The sequence below is a fragment of the Microbulbifer sp. YPW16 genome (assembly GCF_021290385.1).
GTDB classification, from domain to species: domain Bacteria; phylum Pseudomonadota; class Gammaproteobacteria; order Pseudomonadales; family Cellvibrionaceae; genus Microbulbifer; species Microbulbifer zhoushanensis.
On the sequence record NZ_CP089928.1, the window covers coordinates 3,403,878 to 3,422,341 of the forward strand.

The 18,464-nt window shown below is 62.6% G+C and carries 17 protein-coding genes; 16 read left to right on the plus strand and 1 reads right to left on the minus strand.

Annotated features, from left to right (window positions below; all coding sequences use genetic code 11):
* Window position 1 precedes the first annotated feature (1 nt).
* The 9 genes from LVE68_RS14730 to LVE68_RS14770 all read left to right on the plus strand — a co-directional run bounded on the left by LVE68_RS14730 (window position 2) and on the right by LVE68_RS14770 (window position 6,369).
* Window positions 2-346, plus strand: a complete 345-nt coding sequence (locus tag LVE68_RS14730; protein WP_232941195.1) for a YbaB/EbfC family nucleoid-associated protein — start codon at window positions 2-4, stop codon at window positions 344-346.
* Window positions 347-361: 15 nt separating this feature from the next.
* A complete protein-coding gene (gene recR, locus LVE68_RS14735; RefSeq protein WP_232941196.1) occupies window positions 362-967 on the plus strand; it encodes a recombination mediator RecR in 606 nt (201 codons plus the stop codon).
* Window positions 968-974: 7 nt separating this feature from the next.
* Window positions 975-2,105: a ribonuclease D gene (rnd, locus tag LVE68_RS14740; protein ID WP_232941197.1), complete on the plus strand. Its 1,131-nt coding sequence runs from the start codon at window positions 975-977 to the stop codon at window positions 2,103-2,105.
* A gap of 8 nt (window positions 2,106-2,113) precedes the next feature.
* The gene (locus tag LVE68_RS14745; RefSeq protein ID WP_232941198.1) at window positions 2,114-2,401 is read left to right on the plus strand and encodes a YcgL domain-containing protein; all 288 of its coding nucleotides are present in this window, start codon (window positions 2,114-2,116) and stop codon (window positions 2,399-2,401) included.
* 3 nt (window positions 2,402-2,404) lie between these two features.
* Window positions 2,405-2,860: a YcgN family cysteine cluster protein gene (locus tag LVE68_RS14750; RefSeq protein WP_232941199.1), complete on the plus strand. Its 456-nt coding sequence runs from the start codon at window positions 2,405-2,407 to the stop codon at window positions 2,858-2,860.
* Window positions 2,861-2,886: 26 nt separating this feature from the next.
* Complete coding sequence (locus LVE68_RS14755; protein ID WP_232941200.1) at window positions 2,887-3,267, plus strand: hypothetical protein; 381 nt, start codon at window positions 2,887-2,889, stop codon at window positions 3,265-3,267.
* 226 nt (window positions 3,268-3,493) lie between these two features.
* The gene (locus LVE68_RS14760; RefSeq protein WP_232941201.1) at window positions 3,494-4,195 is read left to right on the plus strand and encodes a YEATS-associated helix-containing protein; all 702 of its coding nucleotides are present in this window, start codon (window positions 3,494-3,496) and stop codon (window positions 4,193-4,195) included.
* A gap of 132 nt (window positions 4,196-4,327) precedes the next feature.
* A complete protein-coding gene (locus tag LVE68_RS14765; RefSeq protein ID WP_232941202.1) occupies window positions 4,328-5,173 on the plus strand; it encodes an AAA family ATPase in 846 nt (281 codons plus the stop codon).
* A 14-nt stretch (window positions 5,174-5,187) separates the two neighbouring features.
* Window positions 5,188-6,369, plus strand: coding sequence for a vWA domain-containing protein (locus LVE68_RS14770; RefSeq protein WP_232941203.1), 1,182 nt, complete (start codon window positions 5,188-5,190; stop codon window positions 6,367-6,369).
* A gap of 71 nt (window positions 6,370-6,440) precedes the next feature.
* Here the strand turns inward: LVE68_RS14770 and LVE68_RS14775 are convergent, their stop codons facing one another.
* Complete coding sequence (locus LVE68_RS14775) at window positions 6,441-7,916, minus strand: peptide MFS transporter (protein WP_232941204.1); 1,476 nt, start codon at window positions 7,914-7,916, stop codon at window positions 6,441-6,443.
* A gap of 395 nt (window positions 7,917-8,311) precedes the next feature.
* Here LVE68_RS14775 and hrpA point away from each other — a divergent pair, with 395 nt between their 5' ends.
* The 7 genes from hrpA to LVE68_RS14810 all read left to right on the plus strand — a co-directional run bounded on the left by hrpA (window position 8,312) and on the right by LVE68_RS14810 (window position 18,182).
* Entirely contained in the window at window positions 8,312-12,247 is a 3,936-nt protein-coding gene (gene hrpA, locus LVE68_RS14780) for an ATP-dependent RNA helicase HrpA (protein WP_232941205.1), read from the plus strand.
* Window positions 12,248-12,749: 502 nt separating this feature from the next.
* The gene (locus tag LVE68_RS14785) at window positions 12,750-13,085 is read left to right on the plus strand and encodes an HvfA family oxazolone/thioamide-modified RiPP metallophore (RefSeq protein WP_232941206.1); all 336 of its coding nucleotides are present in this window, start codon (window positions 12,750-12,752) and stop codon (window positions 13,083-13,085) included.
* 81 nt (window positions 13,086-13,166) lie between these two features.
* Entirely contained in the window at window positions 13,167-14,060 is an 894-nt protein-coding gene (locus LVE68_RS14790) for an HvfB family MNIO-type RiPP peptide maturase (protein WP_232941207.1), read from the plus strand.
* Complete coding sequence (locus tag LVE68_RS14795) at window positions 14,047-14,850, plus strand: HvfC family RiPP maturation protein (protein WP_232941208.1); 804 nt, start codon at window positions 14,047-14,049, stop codon at window positions 14,848-14,850. Before LVE68_RS14790 ends, LVE68_RS14795 begins: the two co-directional genes overlap by 14 nt.
* 157 nt (window positions 14,851-15,007) lie before the next feature.
* Window positions 15,008-16,225, plus strand: coding sequence for an MlaA family lipoprotein (locus LVE68_RS14800; protein WP_232941209.1), 1,218 nt, complete (start codon window positions 15,008-15,010; stop codon window positions 16,223-16,225).
* A 36-nt stretch (window positions 16,226-16,261) separates the two neighbouring features.
* Window positions 16,262-17,443 carry a PP2C family protein-serine/threonine phosphatase gene (locus LVE68_RS14805; protein WP_232941210.1) on the plus strand — a complete coding sequence of 394 codons (1,182 nt, stop codon included), beginning with the start codon at window positions 16,262-16,264 and terminating at the stop codon, window positions 17,441-17,443.
* Window positions 17,444-17,663: 220 nt separating this feature from the next.
* Entirely contained in the window at window positions 17,664-18,182 is a 519-nt protein-coding gene (locus tag LVE68_RS14810; RefSeq protein ID WP_232941211.1) for an STAS domain-containing protein, read from the plus strand.
* The last annotated feature ends 282 nt before the right edge of the window (window positions 18,183-18,464 follow it).

Below are 18,464 nucleotides of genomic sequence, written 5' to 3' on the forward strand. Positions count from 1 at the left end.
AATGAAAGGTTTGGGCGATTTGATGCAGCAGGCCCAGAAAATGCAGGCCGACATGCAGGAGAAAATGCAGAAGATGCAGGAGCAGCTCAACGAGCTGCGCGTGGTCGGCGAGGCCGGAGCCGGGATGGTGAAAGTCACCATGAACGGTCGTCACGACTGCACCGGGGTCGAGATCGATCCCGACCTGATGGGTGAAGACAAAGAGATGCTCGAGGACCTGCTGGCAGCGGCCGTGAACGACGCGGTGCGCCGGGCGGAAGAGCAGGCGCAGAAACTGCAGAAAGAGCAGCTGGGTGGCCTGGCCTCTGGCATGAACCTGCCGGAAGGCTTCAAGTTCCCCTTTTGATGGCCTGCGGCACTTATGTTTAGTCCCCTGATTGAAGAGCTGATCCGCGCACTGCGTTGCCTGCCCGGTGTCGGCCCCAAGTCTGCCCAGCGCATGGCCATGTACCTGCTGGAGCGTGACCGGGATGCGGCCGGCCTGTTGGCGCGGACCCTGGAACAGGCGGTGGAGAAGGTCGGGCGCTGCACGCAGTGCCGTACCCTCACCGAGCAGGAACGCTGTGCCCTCTGTGCCAGCACCCGGCGCGATGACAGTTCGCTGTGCGTGGTGGAGACCCCGGCCGATGTGCTCGCAATCGAGCAGGCGGGCAACTACCACGGGCGCTACTTCGTCCTGCACGGCCACCTCTCCCCCATCGATGGCGTGGGCCCGGCGGACCTGGGCATCGACCTGCTGGAGCAGCGGCTCGACCGCGAGCCGGTGCAGGAGCTGATCGTTGCCACCAACCCTACCGTCGAGGGCGAGGCCACGGCCCAGTTTATTGCCGAGCGGGCACGGGACCGGGGAATAGCGGTCACCCGCATTGCCCACGGTGTACCTATCGGCGGTGAGCTGGAATACATCGATGGCGGCACCCTCGCACACGCTTTCAACAGCCGTACGGCGTTTTTCTCCGGTAACTGAGGTCCCGATGCTGAATGTGGACACCACACCCGTCTGGGTGGATGACAGCGCGCAGCTGGCGCAGCTGTGTGAAAAGTGGCGCGGGCAGAAAGCCCTGGCACTCGACACCGAATTTATGCGCAGCCGCACCTTCTATCCACAGCCGGCACTGGTCCAGGTGGGGGATGGTGAGCATGCCTACCTGATCGACAACCTGGCGATCGATGACCTGGAACCGCTGCGCGAGCTGGTGCTGGATAGCCGTGTCACGAAGATCATGCACTCCTGCAGTGAAGACCTGGAAACCCTCGAGCGGTTACTGGGGGCGATACCCGAGCCGATATTCGATACCCAGGTTGCTGCGGCCATGACCGGTATGGCCGCGGGGCTGGGCTATGCCGCTACGGTCAACGAGCTCCTGAACGTGGAGCTGCCCAAGAGTGAAACCCGTTCCGACTGGCTGCAGCGCCCCCTGAGCGAGGCGCAAAAGAACTATGCCGCCCTGGATGTTGCCTGGCTGCCGCCGGTTTACGCGCTGTTGCGGAAACGCCTGCAGGAGCAGGGGCGGCTAGAGTGGTTGCAGGAGGACTGCGCGGCGCTGGTCCGCGCGGCGCGCAACCCGCAGCCGCCGGAACTCTATTACCAGCGCGTGAAGGGTGCCTGGCGCCTGCGCGGCTCGCAGCTGGCCGCCCTGCAGGATCTCTGCGCCTGGCGCGAGCGCGAGGCCCGCCTGCGGGATATGCCGCGCAACCACCTGCTGAAAGAGAGCATTTGCATGAACCTGGCCGAGCAGCTGCCGGCGCATGCCGCCGCCATGGCGCAGCCGGGGCTCGAGGGCAAGACGTTGCGGGAATATGGCGATATCCTGCTGCAGGTCATCGAGCGCGCAGCCGGGCGTGATGACGTCCCGCCGGCATTGCCCCGCCCGCTGGACCGGCGCGAGGGTGAATGCCTCAAGCAGTTGCGTCGCCGGGTGCGGGAGGTGGCCGAGGAGTACCACCTGCCGGCAGAGATCCTGGTGCGCAAGAAAGAACTGGAAACGCTGGTGCAGGCTGACAGGCCCTCTCTCGAGGGACGCCTGGAAGGTTGGCGCAGCGATGTCATTGGCCAGCCCCTGTTGCAGGAGTTGCGGGCGCTGCGTGGCGAGAAAGTAGGGTAAGTACCAGAGTGAAGACAGTTTGTGATATTTACCGCAGCCCGCGGGAAGAGGAAATGTATCTTTACGTGGAGAAGCGTGAGGGGATCGCGCGGGTGCCGGAAAAGCTGCTGCAGCTGTTCGGCAAGCCCGAGCATGTGGTGACCCTGCTGCTCACGCCGGAAAAGCCACTGGCGCGGGCCGACGCGGCGCGGGTGCTGGAAGAGATCCGCGAGCGCGGTTTCTACCTGCAGATGCCGCCGGTGGTCGATGATGAGATGCGTGCGATCTCGGCGCAGAACAGCAAGTTGCAGCGCTGAGCCGTGAGCGGGCAACCCTTCTGGCAGCGCAAGTCGCTCGAGCAGATGAGCGACAGCGAGTGGGAGTCGCTCTGCGATGGCTGCGGGCGCTGCTGCCTGCACCGGCTCGAGGACGAGGACACCGGCGAGATTTACAGCACCAGCATCGCCTGCCGCCTGCTGGATACGCACAGTTGCCAGTGTGGCGACTACCCGAATCGCAAGCAGCGGGTGCCGGACTGTATCCAGTTGCGCGCCAGCGACCTGGCGGATTTCCACTGGCTGCCGCGCACCTGTGCCTACCGCGCCCTGTCGGAGGGGCGCCCGCTGGAAGACTGGCATCCCCTGGTATCGGGCCGTGCCGAATCGGTGCACGAGGCCGGTATCTCGGTGCGCGGCTGTGTAATCAGCGAGGAGCTGGTGCACCCGGATGACTTCGAGGAACATATCGTCACCTGGGTGGGTGACGATCCCGTTTAGAACAACATAACCAAGAACTGGACACTATGGCGGAAGAGTTTCGAATTGCCTGGATGATTTACGCAGGCGGGACCCTGGTACTGTTACTGGCGGGCTGGTGGTTTATGCGCAATTGGCGCTGGTCCTGGCCGCGGCGGGCCCTGCTGCTGGTGGCGGCTGCCGCGCTGCTGGTTCCCACCGTCGGCCGCACGCCGGACTCGGCGCCGCTGCCGGTACTGCCAATGTTTGCCTACCAGCTGCTGTTCGAGGAGGAGGGGCCGGCCCCGGAAGTGACCGCCAACCTGGTGTTCGCCACCGGCGGAGCGCTGGCACTGGTGTCCCTGTGGGGGCTGGTGACGTTGATCCTGCGCCACCGCCGGGAAAAGCGCCGCGAGTTTGAGGACGATCCCTACTACAGCAACCAGTGACAGTACCGCCTGGCTGCGCCCGGTCGAGCAAAGGCGCGTAATACGTCTTGGTGCTGTCCGCGCCCGGCGGACAGCTGCTATATCTATAGGGCTGGCCCCGCAGCGAAGCGGGGCCCGGTGACTACAAGAATGTGGCCTGGTACCCGGGAATCCACCCCCTTCCATACAGCCTCCCGGGCCTGCGGGAGTACAGGGGTTTCCGGCCCTGCCCGGCAGAGGAACCCGGATGCTCGATCATCTGCTAATTCTGAGTGCTGTCATGCTGGTCTCCGGTATTCTCGGTGGCCTGGTGAATTACTACCAGATGCTGTTCACCGAGGAGGACCCGGCCGGCCTGGCGCGCTGCCTGATCATGGGCCTGTGCGGCGCATTGATGGTGCCCATCTTCCTCAAGTTTACCCAGAGCGACCTGCTGATCGAGATCCAGGGGGATCCGTCGCGCCTGTTGCTGTTTACCGGCTACTGCCTGCTTGCGGCCATCGCCTCACGCATGTTCGTGTTCAACGCCGCGCGCCGCCAGCTGCGGGACGCCAGTATCGCCCGGGCCCGGGTGGAGAACCTCGAGCAGGAATTGCGCGCCATGCAGCTGGAGATGATGCCGCTGCTGGAGCATGAGATCGAGGGCGACCCCGACCAGGGGCCGACCCTGGATTTCAACGAGATCCGCAAGCTAGACGAGAACGCCCTGCATGTGCTGAAACTGCTCAACACCGGCGAGTGCGTGTTCCGCTCCCTGGGCGGCATGGTGCAGGAGGGGGGCATGGAGACCAACTCCGCTGCCCGGGCCCTGAACAGCCTGCTGGTGCTGGAGATGGTGGGCAAGATCCACAGCCACCTGGGTATCCGCTGGTATATCACCGACAAGGGCCGCCAGGTGGTACGCCGGCGCAGTGCCCAGGCCGTTGCCGATGAGCGTGTGGGCGAGTGACCGTCCATTCCTGAACCCACCGCCCGGATACTGCGAAGTCCGGGCAAGCGATCCATGCTGAATTGTCATTGATCTCCCGTTGCCATCCCTTACCATGCTGCCCATCTCTGTTTTTTCGCGATGGGAGTCACCATGAAATTTACCGGCACCGACAATTACGTCGCCACCGACGACCTGCAACTGGCGGTGAACGCAGCGGTCACCCTGCAGCGCCCCCTGCTGATCAAGGGCGAGCCGGGTACCGGCAAGACCCTGCTGGCAGAGGAGGTGGCGCAGAGCCTGGGCCTGAAACTGATCCAGTGGCATATCAAATCGACCACCAAGGCCCAGCAGGGCCTGTACGAGTACGATGCTGTGTCGCGGCTGCGGGACTCCCAGCTGGGGGTGGACCGGGTGCACGACATCGCCAACTACATCAAGCGCGGCAAACTTTGGGAGGCATTCGACTCCGACGAGCGCGTGGTGCTGCTGATCGACGAAATCGACAAGGCCGATATCGAGTTTCCCAATGACCTGCTGGTGGAACTGGATCGTATGGAGTTCTTTGTCTACGAGACCGGCGAAACTGTCCGCGCGAAACAGCGCCCGATCGTGATTATCACTTCCAACAATGAAAAAGAGCTGCCCGACGCTTTCCTGCGCCGCTGTTTCTTCCACTACATCAGCTTCCCGGACCGGGATACCATGCACCGGATCGTCGATGTGCATTACCCGGACATCAAGCAGCAGCTGGTGAAAGAGGCAATGGATATCTTTTTCCAGCTGCGTGAGGTCCCGGGCCTGAAGAAAAAGCCCTCCACTTCCGAGCTGATCGACTGGCTGAAGCTATTGATGGCCGACGACATCCCCGAGGAAGTACTCAAGAACCGCGACAGCACCAGCGCCATCCCGCCGCTTTATGGCGCACTGCTGAAGAACGAGCAGGATGTGCATATGCTCGAGCGCCTCGCCTTTATGGCGCGCCGCGAAAACCGCTGAGTTGACGCTTTCCCATGCTGATTGGATTTTTCCTCAACCTGCGCCGCTATAAACTGCCGGCGTCCATCACCGAGCTGCTGGCCCTGCTGGAAGCGCTCCAGCAGCGGCTGGTGTTTGCCGACCTGGAGGAATTCTATTTCCTCGCGCGCACCTGCCTGGTGAAAGACGAAAAGCATTTCGACAAGTTCGACCGGGCCTTCGATGCCTATTTCCAGGACCTGGAAACCCTGGATGACCTGCTGGAACAGATGATTCCGGAAGAGTGGGTGCGGGCCGAGTTCCTCAAGCAGCTGAGCGAGGAAGAAAAGGCAAAAATCGAGAGCCTGGGTGGGTTGGAAAAGCTGCTGGAAGAGTTCCAGAAGCGCCTCGAGGAACAGAAAGAGCGCCACAGTGGTGGCAACAAATGGATCGGTACCGGCGGTACCAGCCCGTTTGGCAACAGTGGTTATAATCCCGAGGGTGTCCGGGTGGGCGGCAACAGCCGCAACCGGTCGGCGGCCAAGGTGTGGCAGAAGCGCCAGTTCCGCAACCTGGATGACAGCGTGTCCCTGGGCACCCGCAACATCCAGGTGGCTTTGCGCAAGCTGCGCAAGTTCGCCCGTACCGGCGCCGCCGAGGAGCTGGACCTGGATGACACCATTTCCTCCACGGCCCGCAATGCCGGCCTGCTGGACATCAAGATGGTGCCGGAGCGCCACAACGCCATCAAGGTGCTGATCTTCTTTGATGTGGGCGGCTCCATGGATCCTTACGTGAAATCCTGCGAGGAGCTGTTCTCGGCCTGTCGCTCGGAGTTCAAGCACCTGGAGTATTTCTATTTCCACAACTTCATTTACGAGCATGTGTGGAAGGACAACCAGCGCCGCTACCAGGAGACCACACCGCTGCTCGAGGTGCTGCGCACCTACGGCAATGACTATAAGGTGATCTTTGTCGGCGATGCCTCCATGGCGCCGTATGAGATCACCCACCGCTACGGCAGTGTCGAGCACATGAACGAGGAGCCCGGTGCTGCCTGGATGGAGCGGGTGACGGATACCTGGAGCAACCTGGTATGGCTTAACCCGGTGGGTGAGGAATACTGGCAATACACACCCAGTATCGGCATGACCCGGCAGCTGGTGGAAGGGCGCATGTTTCCCATGACCCTGGAGGGCCTGGACCGTGCTATCGGGCGCCTGGTCAAGGGGCGTTGAACCCGGGCCCGTACAGTCCATCGCGGCCATGGGACGCTCCTGCAGGGGAGCGGCCCGGCAATCCCCTCAAATCATTCCTTGAAGTGCCGCCGAGGCGCCCCCTCGTGGTCGGCGGTGATGCCGATCTCTTCCTGGGTGGTGGGGCCAATTTTCGTGTGCTCCTCCTCGGCGCCGTGCATCCAGTCCACCAGTCGGTTGCGGATCAGGAACAGGATGATCCCCGCTGCAATCGCGGCAATGGCGACGCCGCCGAAGGTGGCCAGTGGGCCCGATTCCCCCACCAGCTTACCGATTTCAGCGGCGCCCTTGTTGGCCACGCCAATAAAGGCGAACCACAGCCCCATCATCAGTGACAGGTAGCGCAGTGGTGATAGTTTGGTGACCATGGAGAGGCCGATCGGTGACAGGCTCAGCTCACCGATGGTGTGGAAGATATAGGCGAATACCAGCCACCAGATGCTCGCCTTGATGGTTTCGGAATCGCCGATCTGCAGCGCCGCGCCGCACATGGAGACAAAGCCCAGCCCCAGGAACACCAGGCCCATACTGAACTTGGCCGGGGAGCTGGGCTCGCGCGCCCCGAGTCCCACCCACAGGCTGGCCATTACCGGCGCCAGGATAATGATAAACAGCGGGTTCACCATCTGCAGCCAGCTGGCCGGGATCTCGAAGCCCATCACGTTCAGGTCGGTGTTGTACTTGGCGAACAGGTTCATAGAGCCCGCCGCCTGCTCGAAGCCGGCCCAGAAGATTACCGTGAATACACCCAGGATCAGTATCACCTTGATGCGATCGCGCTCTTCCGGCGTCAGTGGTTTGTGCTTGTCGACCGTGTCCTGCTTCAGTCCCAGCTTGGCCGAGGGCTCTACGCCGATATCCCCGAGGAATTTTTTTGCCTGGAACATCTGCAGCAACAGGCCCAGCAACATGCCGATACCGGCAGTGAAGAACGCCAGCTGGTAATTCACCTTCTCGCCGATCCAGCCGATTACCAGGTAGCCGAGGATCGAGCCCAGGTTGATCCCCATATAGAAAATGGTGAAAGCGGTATCGCGCCGGTGGTCACCCTCGTCGTAGAGGTCACCCACCATGGTGGAGATATTCGGCTTGAAGAAGCCGTTGCCCACGATCAGCAGGGCCAGGCCCAGCCAGAGCATATAGATCTCGGTGCCGTCCGGCAGCCAGCCATGGGGGAAACCCAGGGCGAACTGGCCCAGCATCATCAGCGTGCCGCCAAACATGATGCAGCGGCGCTGGCCCCATTTGTTGTCCGCCATCCAGCCGCCGATGATCGGTGTCAGGTACACCAGCATCGCGTACCAGCCCAGGTAACTCAGGGCCTGGGACTGCAGTTCGGTATCTGACAGCTGTTCCCAGCCAAAGGCCGCCGCGGCGGCAGCGGAAGTCAGGTAAAAGACGAAGATACCGCGCATGCCGTAATAGCTGAGCCGTTCCCACATCTCGGTGCCGAACAGCAGGAACAGCCCCTTGGGGTGGCCGAGCATCTCCCCGGCGGAGGAGGGCGGTTTTGGCTTGAGATCTTGCATGAAGGTACCTCTGGCAAGTCCCGGGCATAGGAAAAGGTGTCGCCCGGACTGGATATCCGGGGACGGTGTTGCCTTGAGTATAGTTCAGCGCCATTTTTTACCTACTGGTCTTCGCGGTCGTCCTGACCGCTCAGACCGTCGCCCGCCGTATCCTGGCGCAGGTGCGTGGACCTGCTTGTCTCCGTCGGGCTCGCGCCGGCTTTGCCGGCGTGCGGCACATCCCTGTGCTGCATTCACCTGCTGGTCTTCGCGGTCGTCCTGACCGCTCAGACCGTCGCCCGCCGTATCCTGGCGCAGGTGCGTGGACCTGCTTGTCTTCGGTGGGCTCGCGCCGGTCATTTAGTCTGTCACGGCCCAGCAGGTATAATCGCCCGTTTGCAGTCAGTCCCCGGATTATGAGTCACACCGAAGACACCGCCGCCCTGAAAGTCCTGAGCGAAGAGTTCGAGCCCCGCGTCGCCGAGTGCATGGGGCGCGATCGCCATCGCCTGCGCAAGGGCCTGGACAGCGCGCGCCGGCGGCTGAGGGAGGGCAAGCCGGCGGACCGGATGCTGGCCCAGCTGGAGAGAGACCTGGGGGCATCCCGGGCGCTGGCGGCCGCCCGGCGGGACAAGCTGCCTACTGTCAGCTGGCCGGAAGAGCTGCCGGTGGTGGCGCGGCGCGAAGAGATCGCCAAGTTGATTGCGGAAAACCAGGTGGTGGTGGTGGCCGGTGAGACAGGCTCCGGCAAGACCACCCAGCTGCCCAAGATCTGCCTGGAACTCGGCCGCGGCGTTTACGGACAGATCGGCCATACCCAGCCGCGGCGCATCGCCGCGCGCACCGTGGCCAACCGTATCGCCGAGGAGCTACAGCAACCGCTGGGGCACTCGGTGGGCTACCAGGTGCGCTTTACCGATCACAGTGACGAGCACACCCACGTCAAGTTGATGACCGACGGTATCCTGCTGGCGGAAATCCAGCGGGATCCGCTGCTGAACAAGTACGACACCCTGATCATCGACGAGGCCCACGAGCGCAGCCTCAATATCGATTTCCTGCTGGGCTACCTCAAGACCATCCTGCCGAAACGGCCGGACCTGAAGCTGATCATCACTTCCGCCACCATCGATCTGGAGAAGTTTTCACAACATTTTGATGATGCACCGATCATCGAGGTGTCCGGTCGCACCTATCCGGTGGAGATTCATTACCGGCCACCAGCGGACAGCGACGCCGATCTGTCCGAGCAGGTGATTGCGGCGGTGGAGGAGCTGCTGCACGACGAGAAGGGCAGCAGTCGCCGTGGTGGCGATATCCTGGTGTTCATGAGCGGCGAACGGGAAATCCGCGAGTGTGCCAGGGCGCTGCGGGATGCCCATATTCCCCAGCTGGAAGTACTGCCGCTGTATGCGCGCCTGAGCCTTGCCGAGCAGAACCGGGTCTTTCACGGGCACAAGGGCCGCCGCATCGTGCTGGCCACCAACGTGGCAGAGACTTCCATTACCGTGCCTGGCATCCGCTATGTGATCGATCCGGGGACGGCGCGTATCAGCCGCTACAGCTACCGCAGCAAGATCCAGCGCCTGCCGGTGGAGGCCATCTCCCAGGCCAGCGCCAACCAGCGTGCCGGCCGCTGTGGCCGGGTGAGTGCCGGTGTCTGTGTGCGCCTGTATGAAGAGCGTGATTTTGAGCAGCGGCCTGAATTCACCGATGCCGAGATCCTGCGTACCAACCTGGCGGCGGTAATCCTGCAGATGCTGCAGATGCGCATCGGCGATATCCACAACTTTCCCTTTGTCGACCCGCCCGATGCGCGCCTGATCAACGACGGCTACAAACTGCTGGAGGAGCTGCAGGCGGTGGACAGCCGCGGGCGGGTAAAGCCGCTCGGTCGGGCACTGTCGCGCCTGCCGCTGGACCCGCAGCTGGGCCGCATGCTGCTGGCGGCGGGCGAGCAGGGCTGCCTGCGCGAACTGATGGTGATCGTCAGCGCGCTGGCGGTGCAGGACCCGCGGGAGCGGCCGGCGGAAAAACGCCAGGCTGCAGACGAGAAGCACCGGCAGTGGCGCCATGAGAAATCCGATTTCCTGTCCTTCGTACAGTTGTGGGACGGCTTCGAGGCACAGCGGCAGGAACTCAGCCAGAACCAGCTGCGCAAGTGGTGCCAGAAGAACTTCCTGTCATGGCTGCGCATGCGCGAGTGGCGGGATATCCACCACCAGCTGCGAGTGGCCAGCCGCGAGCTGAAACTGAAGGAGAATCGCGAGCCCGCCACCTACGAGGCCGTGCACCGGGCAATCCTGCCGGGGATGCTGGGCAATATCGGCGTGCGCGACGAGAACAAGGAATTCACTGGCTGTCGCAACCGGCGCTTCCACATTTTCCCGGGCTCCGGCCAGTACAAGAAACCACCGCGCTGGGTGGTGTCCGGGCAACTGCTGGAGACCAGCCGCCTGTTCGCCCATACGGTGGCCAAGATAGAGCCCGACTGGGTGCTGGCGGCAGCCGAGCACCTGGTGAAGCGCCACTATTTTGAGCCGCACTACGACACCCGCGCCGGACAGGTGATGGCCTACGAGAAGATTTCGCTGTACGGCCTGGTGCTGGTGGAAAAACGCCGGATCCATTACGGCAAACTTGACCCACAGACCGCGCGCGAGGTTTTTATCCGCCAGGCACTGGTGGAGCAGCGCTACGACAAAAACCGCCGTGGCCGGGGCCGCTTCTTCCGTCACTACCTGGAATTGCTGGAGGAGCTGGGAGACCTGGAGGCCAAGTCGCGGCGCCGGGACATCCTGGTGGACGACGAAGTGGTGTTCCAGTTCTTCGATGAGCGTCTCCCGGCGGAAATCGTCAACCTGGCCGGCTTTGAGCACTGGCGTAAGAAGGCGGAGGAAGAGGACCCCGAACTCCTGTTTATCCCCCGCGAACTCCTTATGCAGCAGAGCGCCGATCATGTGGGAGAGGCGCAGTTCCCGGATCAACTGCGTGCGGGGGGCATCGAATTCCCGCTCGGCTATCACTTTGAGCCCGGTGCCGCGGATGACGGTGTCAGTGTGCTGGTGCCGGTGGGCGCCCTGCACCAGGTGCCGGCGGCGCGGCTGAGCTGGCTGGTGCCGGGGCTGCTGCGGGACAAATGTATCGCGCTGGTGAAGGCGCTGCCCAAGCAGTGGCGCAAGTACTTTGTACCTGTGCCCGCCGCCGTCGATCGCGCGTTGTTGAGGATGCAGGCCGGTGACACACCCCTGTGGCAGGCACTGGCGCATGAGTTGCACCGCCAGACGACCATTGAACTGCCAGCCGAGGTCTGGGAGTCTGCCGAGCAGTCGCTGGAGGATTTCTACCGTTTCAACATCCAGGTGCTGGATGAGGACGGCGAGCTGATCGACCAGGACCGTGACCTGCCCACCCTGCAGGCGCGTTACAGGGACCGGGTACAGCGCGAACTGGCCACCGCCGGGGATGACTTCGAGCGTGACGGAATTACCCGCTGGGACTTCGGCGACCTGCCAGAGACCCACACCCTGGTGCAGGGTGGCCTGAAGGTGCGTGCCTACCCGGCGCTGGTGGAAGAGCGTGACAGCGTATCCCTGAAATTGCTCGACAATCCCCGCGAGGCCTGGCGATTGTCCCGGGCCGGCACCTGCCGCCTGGCGCTGCTGCACCTGCCCGAGCCGGTCAAGTACCTGCGCAAGGAACTGCTGCGCGGCAAGGAGCTGGGCCTCAGCGCGGCCGACCTGGGACGCCGCGAAGAGGTGGCCGACGATATCCTGATGGCAGCGGCGCGTGAATTGTTCTGGCCCGGCGAGGAATGGCCCCGCACCGAGGCGGGCTTCCTGGAGGCACTGGAGCGCAGCGGCGAGTTGGTGGGGGTGGCGCAGGAAATTGCCGACCTGCTGGTGAAGGCGCTGGGCCAGCTGGTGCCCCTGCGCAAGCAGATCAAGCAACAGAAAAACCTGGCGGTGGCGATGGCGGTGGGTGATATCCAGCAGCAGTTGCAGCGATTGTTCTATCGCGGCTGCCTGTTTGATACCCCGCTGGAGTGGTTGCGCCAGTATCCCCGCTACCTCAAGGGCATCGAACTGCGGCTGGAAAAGGCCGCGCTGGACCCCAATCGCGACCGGCGCCTGCAGGCGGAGTGGCACAAGGCCGCCGAACCGTTCCTGGCGCAGGTCGAGAAGCACTCGCCACGCATCGTGGCCGCGGAGCCGCAGCTGGCCCGGTATCGCTGGATGCTGGAGGAATTCCGCGTCTCCCTGTTCGCCCAGTCGCTGAAAACACTGTTACCGGTATCCAGCAAGCGACTGAACAAGCTCTGGAGTGAAATCGATCAATCCATCTCGCTCTGACCGGCGTATACAGGGGTGACGGAAACGGCCGTCGGGGTCCTGGGAGCGTGCTCGCCAGGGAGGGTGGCCGCTCTCAATCGTGGGCACGCGGCTTCCGTGGGTTCTTTTTCATGTACTGTCCATCCGCTAAACCGGGATTCCGGTGGCCGGTCCGCTGCGTGCAGTGCGCGGACCGGCTTTTCTTTATCTGTTCTTCCCTGCTCCCGTTCCCGGCTAACCCCGCTTGATCGCCCGGATGTGACCGCGTTTGCCGGGGAAACCTGCCCTGGCGCACACGGCAGCTGGAAATAGCGTGCTCACGTGTGTAATAAACAGCAGTATGGCGCGACTGAATCCACGAGACGCAGGAAAACGTACCCGGATGTGTTGAACGCTGATGGGATACGGCTGGTCTCAATGCGTGACCGTCCGATGGGATTGGTGGTTATAATCCCGGCAGGCGGCCGGCAAAGCGCCGTCGGCGTAAACTGCTACAAGTTAGGGTATTAAAAGGAGAGTTGTTATGACTAAGAAGAATCTGCCGCTTGCTGCCGCAGTAGGTGCGGCGTTTATCGCCTCGGCGTCCATGAACGTTTCTGCGGGCGTTGGCAATGCCAACCCGTTCGCCGCTGAAGAGCTTTCTTCCGGTTACAACCTGGCCATGCTGAGTGAGCACGGTGACGAGAAGAACAAAGAAGGTAAGTGCGGCGAAGAAGGCAAGAAAAAAGAAGGTAAGTGCGGCGAAGGTAAGTGCGGCGAAGAAGGCAAGAAAAAAGAAGGTAAGTGCGGCGAAGGGAAGTGCGGCGAAGAAGGCAAGAAAAAGGAAGGTAAATGTGGTGAGGGTAAGTGCGGCGGCTAATCTCCGCATTGTTCCCGGGCGGGGGTGGGGTATAGCCCTGCCCCTGCCACTCTCACTGCTGGCGACAGCAGAAGTAAGAACATGAATACGACCAAGACCGTTGAATATCCCGTCCGGGGTGCCGGGCTGGGGTTGCGCCGCTCCATGATGGGAGAGGATATGCCTGCCAGTGCGGTGGATTTCCTGGAGGTGGCGCCGGAGAACTGGATAAATGTTGGCGGTCGTTATGGCCGCTGGTTCCGCGAGTACACTGAGCGTTACCCGTTTGTGATTCACGGTCTCTCATTGTCCATCGGCTCACCGTCCCCGCTGGACCTGGAGCTGGTGAGATCCGTCAAGCAGTTTATCCGCGAGCACGGTATCCGCTGCTACAGCGAGCACCTCAGCTACTGCTCCGACCACGGTCACCTCTACGACCTGCTACCGATCCCCTTTACCGAGGACGCCGTGCACTATGTGGCCGGACGTATCCGCCGGGTGCAGGATGTGCTCGAACAGCGAATCGCGATGGAGAATGTCTCCTATTACGCGGCACCGGCCCGGGAAATGACCGAGCTGGAATTCCTCAATGCCGTCCTCGAGGAGGCCGACTGCGACCTGCTGCTGGACGTCAACAATATCTACGTGAATGCCATCAATCACAGCTACGACCCGGCAGAGTTCCTGCGCGGGCTGCCTGCCGAGCGTATCCGCTATGCGCATGTGGCCGGCCATTTCAACGAGGCGGATGATCTCAAGGTAGACACGCACGGTGCGCCGGTAATCGACCCGGTGTGGGAGCTACTGGAGCAGGCCTACGCCCATTTTGGCGTTTTCCCCACATTGCTGGAGCGGGACTTCAATATCCCGCCACTGCCGGAGCTGGTGGGAGAGGTGGCGCATGTCCGCGAACTCCAGGCCCGTGCGGCCAAAACTGCTTCCGGCGCCCGGGGCATTGCCGGCTCGCCTGGTGAGGTGGTTTATGCGCAGCGATGAAAAACGCCCCGGAGGGGCTGGCCGCGGCCCGCACGAAGCACATTTTGCCCGTGAGCAGCGTCAGTTCGCGGCGCATCTGCGCAACCCGTTGGTCAACGAGCCTCCGGCGGATATCGAAGACCGCCGCATGGCCATTTACCGTGACCTTATTTACAACAATATCGAATCCTTTATCGCCAGCGGGTTCCCGGTGCTGCGCAGCCTCTACAGTGACGATGCGTGGCACACGATGGTGCGGGAGTTCGTCCACCGGCACGCCTCCCGGAGTCCCTACTTCCTGCAGATCAGTGAGGAATTCCTGCAGTACCTGCAGGAAGAGCACGTTGCGCAGGAGTCTGACCCGCCCTTCCTGCTGGAGCTGGCGCATTACGAGTGGGTCGAGCTGGCGCTGGACGTGAATCCGGCGGAGCCCCCACCGGGGCTTGAGCTCGAGGGGGATGTGCTGGCGCAGGTGCCGGTAGTCTCCCCGGTCGCCTGGAGCCTCAGTTACCGCTTTCCCGTGCATATGATCGGCCCCACCTTCCAGCCCAGTGAACCACCGGACAACCCCACTTTCCTGCTGGTTTATCGCAATCGCGAAGATGAGGTGGGCTTCATGGAAATCAACGCAGTAACCGCGCGATTATTGCAATTGGCGCAGGCGGGGAACCAAACCGGCCGGGCACTGCTCGAAGACCTCGCCGTGGAAATGAACCACGGGGACACCGGGGCGGTGGTGGATTTCGGCCAGTCCCTGTTGCAGCAGCTGCTGCAGGCCGGAGTGATCGCGGGGCTGGAGCCCCGTCGATAGCCCGGGCAGGGTGTCCCTGGCGCTTGCCCGATACTGCCTTATCTTTGACCGAAACCGTAGCGGGGGCAGGTGCTATGCTGCCAAGGGTGGCCCGCATTCCCGGGGGGCGGTAGAATTCGCGCAACTTCAGGGTGAACCTATAACGAGGAGCAGTGGCTTGCTTGGACGCACAGTAAAATCACCATGGTTGCTGGCAACATTGCTGGCAGCCAGCCCAATGCTGGTGCAGGCAGCCCAGGAAGACCCCTTCGCAAACGGCGGCGCGGCCCCGGTTGCAGAGCAGCCGCAGGGCGGGGCAGCCGAGTCCGGTAGTGAGGCCTCAGGTCCGGCACCCGCTTCCCCTCCCGCCGAGTCCCCTGCCCCCGATGCAGGGGCAGCCGACCCGGACGACTCCGATCCCTTTGCCGAAGGCGGGGAGGGCAGCAGTCCCGCAGCGGAGGAAACAGGCGACTCAGGTGATTATAGCCTCGAGGATGAGTACGGCTTTGACCCGGCGGAAGAGTTCTCCAGTGAAGAGGGTGAGGAGCCGGGCGAGCGCGATCCGTGGGAGGGATTCAACCGGGCCGTGTTCCGTTTCAATGACACCGCGGATCGCTGGGTCTTGAAGCCGATGGCGGTAACCTATCGCCAGGTAACCCCTATTTTCATGCAGCATGGTGTCAGCAACTTTTTCGGCAACCTGTTCGAAATCACCAATTCCTTCAACAGCGTGCTGCAGTGGAAGTGGGGCGAGGCGGGTAACGGTGCCGGCCGCTTCCTGATCAACTCCACTGTTGGCGTGGCCGGGCTGTTCGATGTCGCCGAGCATGTGGGCCTGGAACCCACTGACGGCGAGGACTTCGACCAGACCCTGGCAGTCTGGGGCGTGCCTTCCGGTCCTTACCTGGTGCTGCCATTCTTTGGCCCCTCGACGGTGCGAGGCGTGCCGGGTATGGCAGTGGATTACTATACCGATCCCCTGAATTACATTGACCACAGCCAGACGCGCTATAGCCTCCAGTTTACCGACCTTATCCAGACCCGTGCCAGCCTGCTGAAGACCGAATCACTCCTGCAGGGAGACCGCTATGTGTTGTTGCGCGACGCCTACCTGCAGCGCCGTGACTTCCTGATCCGGGACGGTGATGTTGAAGACGATTTCGGCGATGATGCTGATTCGTTCGGCGGAGATGATGACCCGTTTGGCGGTGGTGCTGAGGCTGACGCCGATACTGCCACCGGTGAGAGTGATCCTTTTGGCGGTGATCCCTTCGGTGATGGCGGTGAGGATGCCGGCGCCGACGAGCAGCCGGCCGCACCTGCGCCTGATTCAGAGAGCGGTACCACCGGGAGCAGTGGCGATGCCGCAACCGAAGCCGATGTCTTCGACAGTTAAATCCAACCAGTGGGGGACCCTGCACCTCCCAGATTCATGCCTGACCGCCAGCGTCTGTTACTGATTGAGTCCGACGGGGTGTCGCGCGAATTCGTGCGGCGCAGCCTCGCGCGCCTGGGCTTTGAGGTGGACGCGGCGGAAACCGGCCTGGAGGGCATCAGTCGGTTTGCCCCCGGGCTCTACCGCCTGGTCGTCACCGACCTGCATCTCCCGGATATGGGCGGCCTGGAAGTCCTGCGCAAAATCAAGCACCGGGCCCCCGATGCCGCAGTAGTGGTAATCGCCTCCAACAGTGGGGTCAGTGACGTGGTCGAGGCCCTGCGCCTCGGGGCCAGTGATTACCTCCTGAAGCCCATCGAGGACGAGGCGGTAATCCAGCATGCGGTAACCCGCATCACTGAGTCCGAGGCCCTGGAGCGACAGAATCGCGAATACCGGGAGCAGCTCGAGGAGCGCAATCGCGAGCTGCACGAACACGTGGAGGTGCTGCAGCGGGACCAGGAGGCAGGGCGGCTGTTGCAGCAACACCTGTTGCCCCGCACCCCGTTTCAGTACCCCGGTAATATCGAGGCCGCCTACCGGCTGGTGCCCTCCCTCTACCTGAGTGGCGATTTCATTGACTACGGCCTGTTCGGCGAGCGCTTTGTGGCCTTTTACCTGGTGGATGTCTCCGGGCACGGGGTGTCATCCGCACTGGTCACGGCCCTGATCAAGCACAGCATCATGCACCTGCTGCGTGAGCGGCCACTCTTTTCCAGCCTGGAATCCCTGGATTCCGATCTCATCGATATCCTCCAGCTGATCAATCGCGAGTTGCTCTCCACGCGGCTCGACAAGCATGCCAGCATGTTCGTGGGGGTGGTGGACAGCCGGGCACGCCAGCTGCATTACGCGGTGGCCGGGCAGGTGCCGATGCCCGCCCTGGTAACATCCTCCGGGGCAGAGTGGTTGCCGGGTAAGGGACGGCCCCTGGGCCTGTTCGAGCAGGGCAACTGGCAGGTGCTGCATGCCAGCCTGCCGACCAGCTGGCGGCTGGTGGCCTGCTCCGACGGCGTGCTGGAGCTGTTGCAGGGGGACCTGCTGCAGCGGGAGGCACAACTGTTGCAGAAGATAGACGAGAGCAGGGGTGACCTGGATTCCCTGTGTGCGGCCCTGCACGTGGATACGTCCGAGGAACTGCCCGACGACGTCACTATACTGACAGTCCGCCAGGGCTGAAGCCTGCCAGCCCGGCCTGCTGTGACCGGTAAGTCCGTGATGCTGGCGGCCAAAGCTTGTCAGTGCCTGTACGCAGGAGTAAGCTCCGCTCGATTTATGCATCAAAGTTGCACTGTGGTTGCAGCGCGATGAAAAAGCGTTGCCACCGGTGCTCTGTCGATAAACTTTCGCCGCCGGAACAGTTGTTTTGTGTCTCCTGACCGGCGTGCCAGAGGTTGCTATGCAGTCCGGGCAAATTATGGTCGGCGCCCACGAGGGTGTTTACGTCATCAAGCTGGTTGGCGACGTGCGACTGAATCTGTGCACATCTTTCGATACCTTCATCGACAAGATGTTCTCACACGATGATTTCAATGATGTGGTGTTCGACCTGCATGGCGCCAGGGGTGTCGACAGCACCACCCTCGGCCTGATGGCCAAGGTCGCGATCCGTGCCCTGGAGCGGGGCTGCGAGAAGCCGCTGGCGCTGAGCGCCGATCCGGGCATTCGCCACCTCCTCGATGCCATGGGATTCGATGCGCTGATCGAGGTCAGCGACGAGCAGCGCGATTACGGCAGTAACCCCCAGCCCCTCCAGTGCAATACACCCGACGAATGCGCGGCGCGTGAGAAAGTGCTGGAAGCCCACCGGGTGCTGATGAGCCTGAATGAACAGAACGCGGAAACCTTCCGCGACCTGGTGCATACCCTGGAGCGCGAGTGCGAACCGACGCGCAAGCCCTCGGCGCGCATGCACTGATACCGTTCCCCTTCTTAATCGCCTCCCCCCAGCCCAAAAACTGTTTAGATCCCCAAATTCGCGGCCAGCGGCCGCTCCTACGGGGGCGAGGGTTGTGGAAACCGGTTGTAGGGGTGAGCTTTGTGTTCGCCCGGCTCTGGCCCATTAGCATCATGCCGGCACTCACCGCATTCGCGGCCATGGGCCGCTCTTACAGGGGAAGGGGTTATGGAAACCGGTTGTAGGGGCGAACCTTTTGTTCGCCCGGCCCATCCCCCTTCACCGCGGCGATTGCCGCAGGAG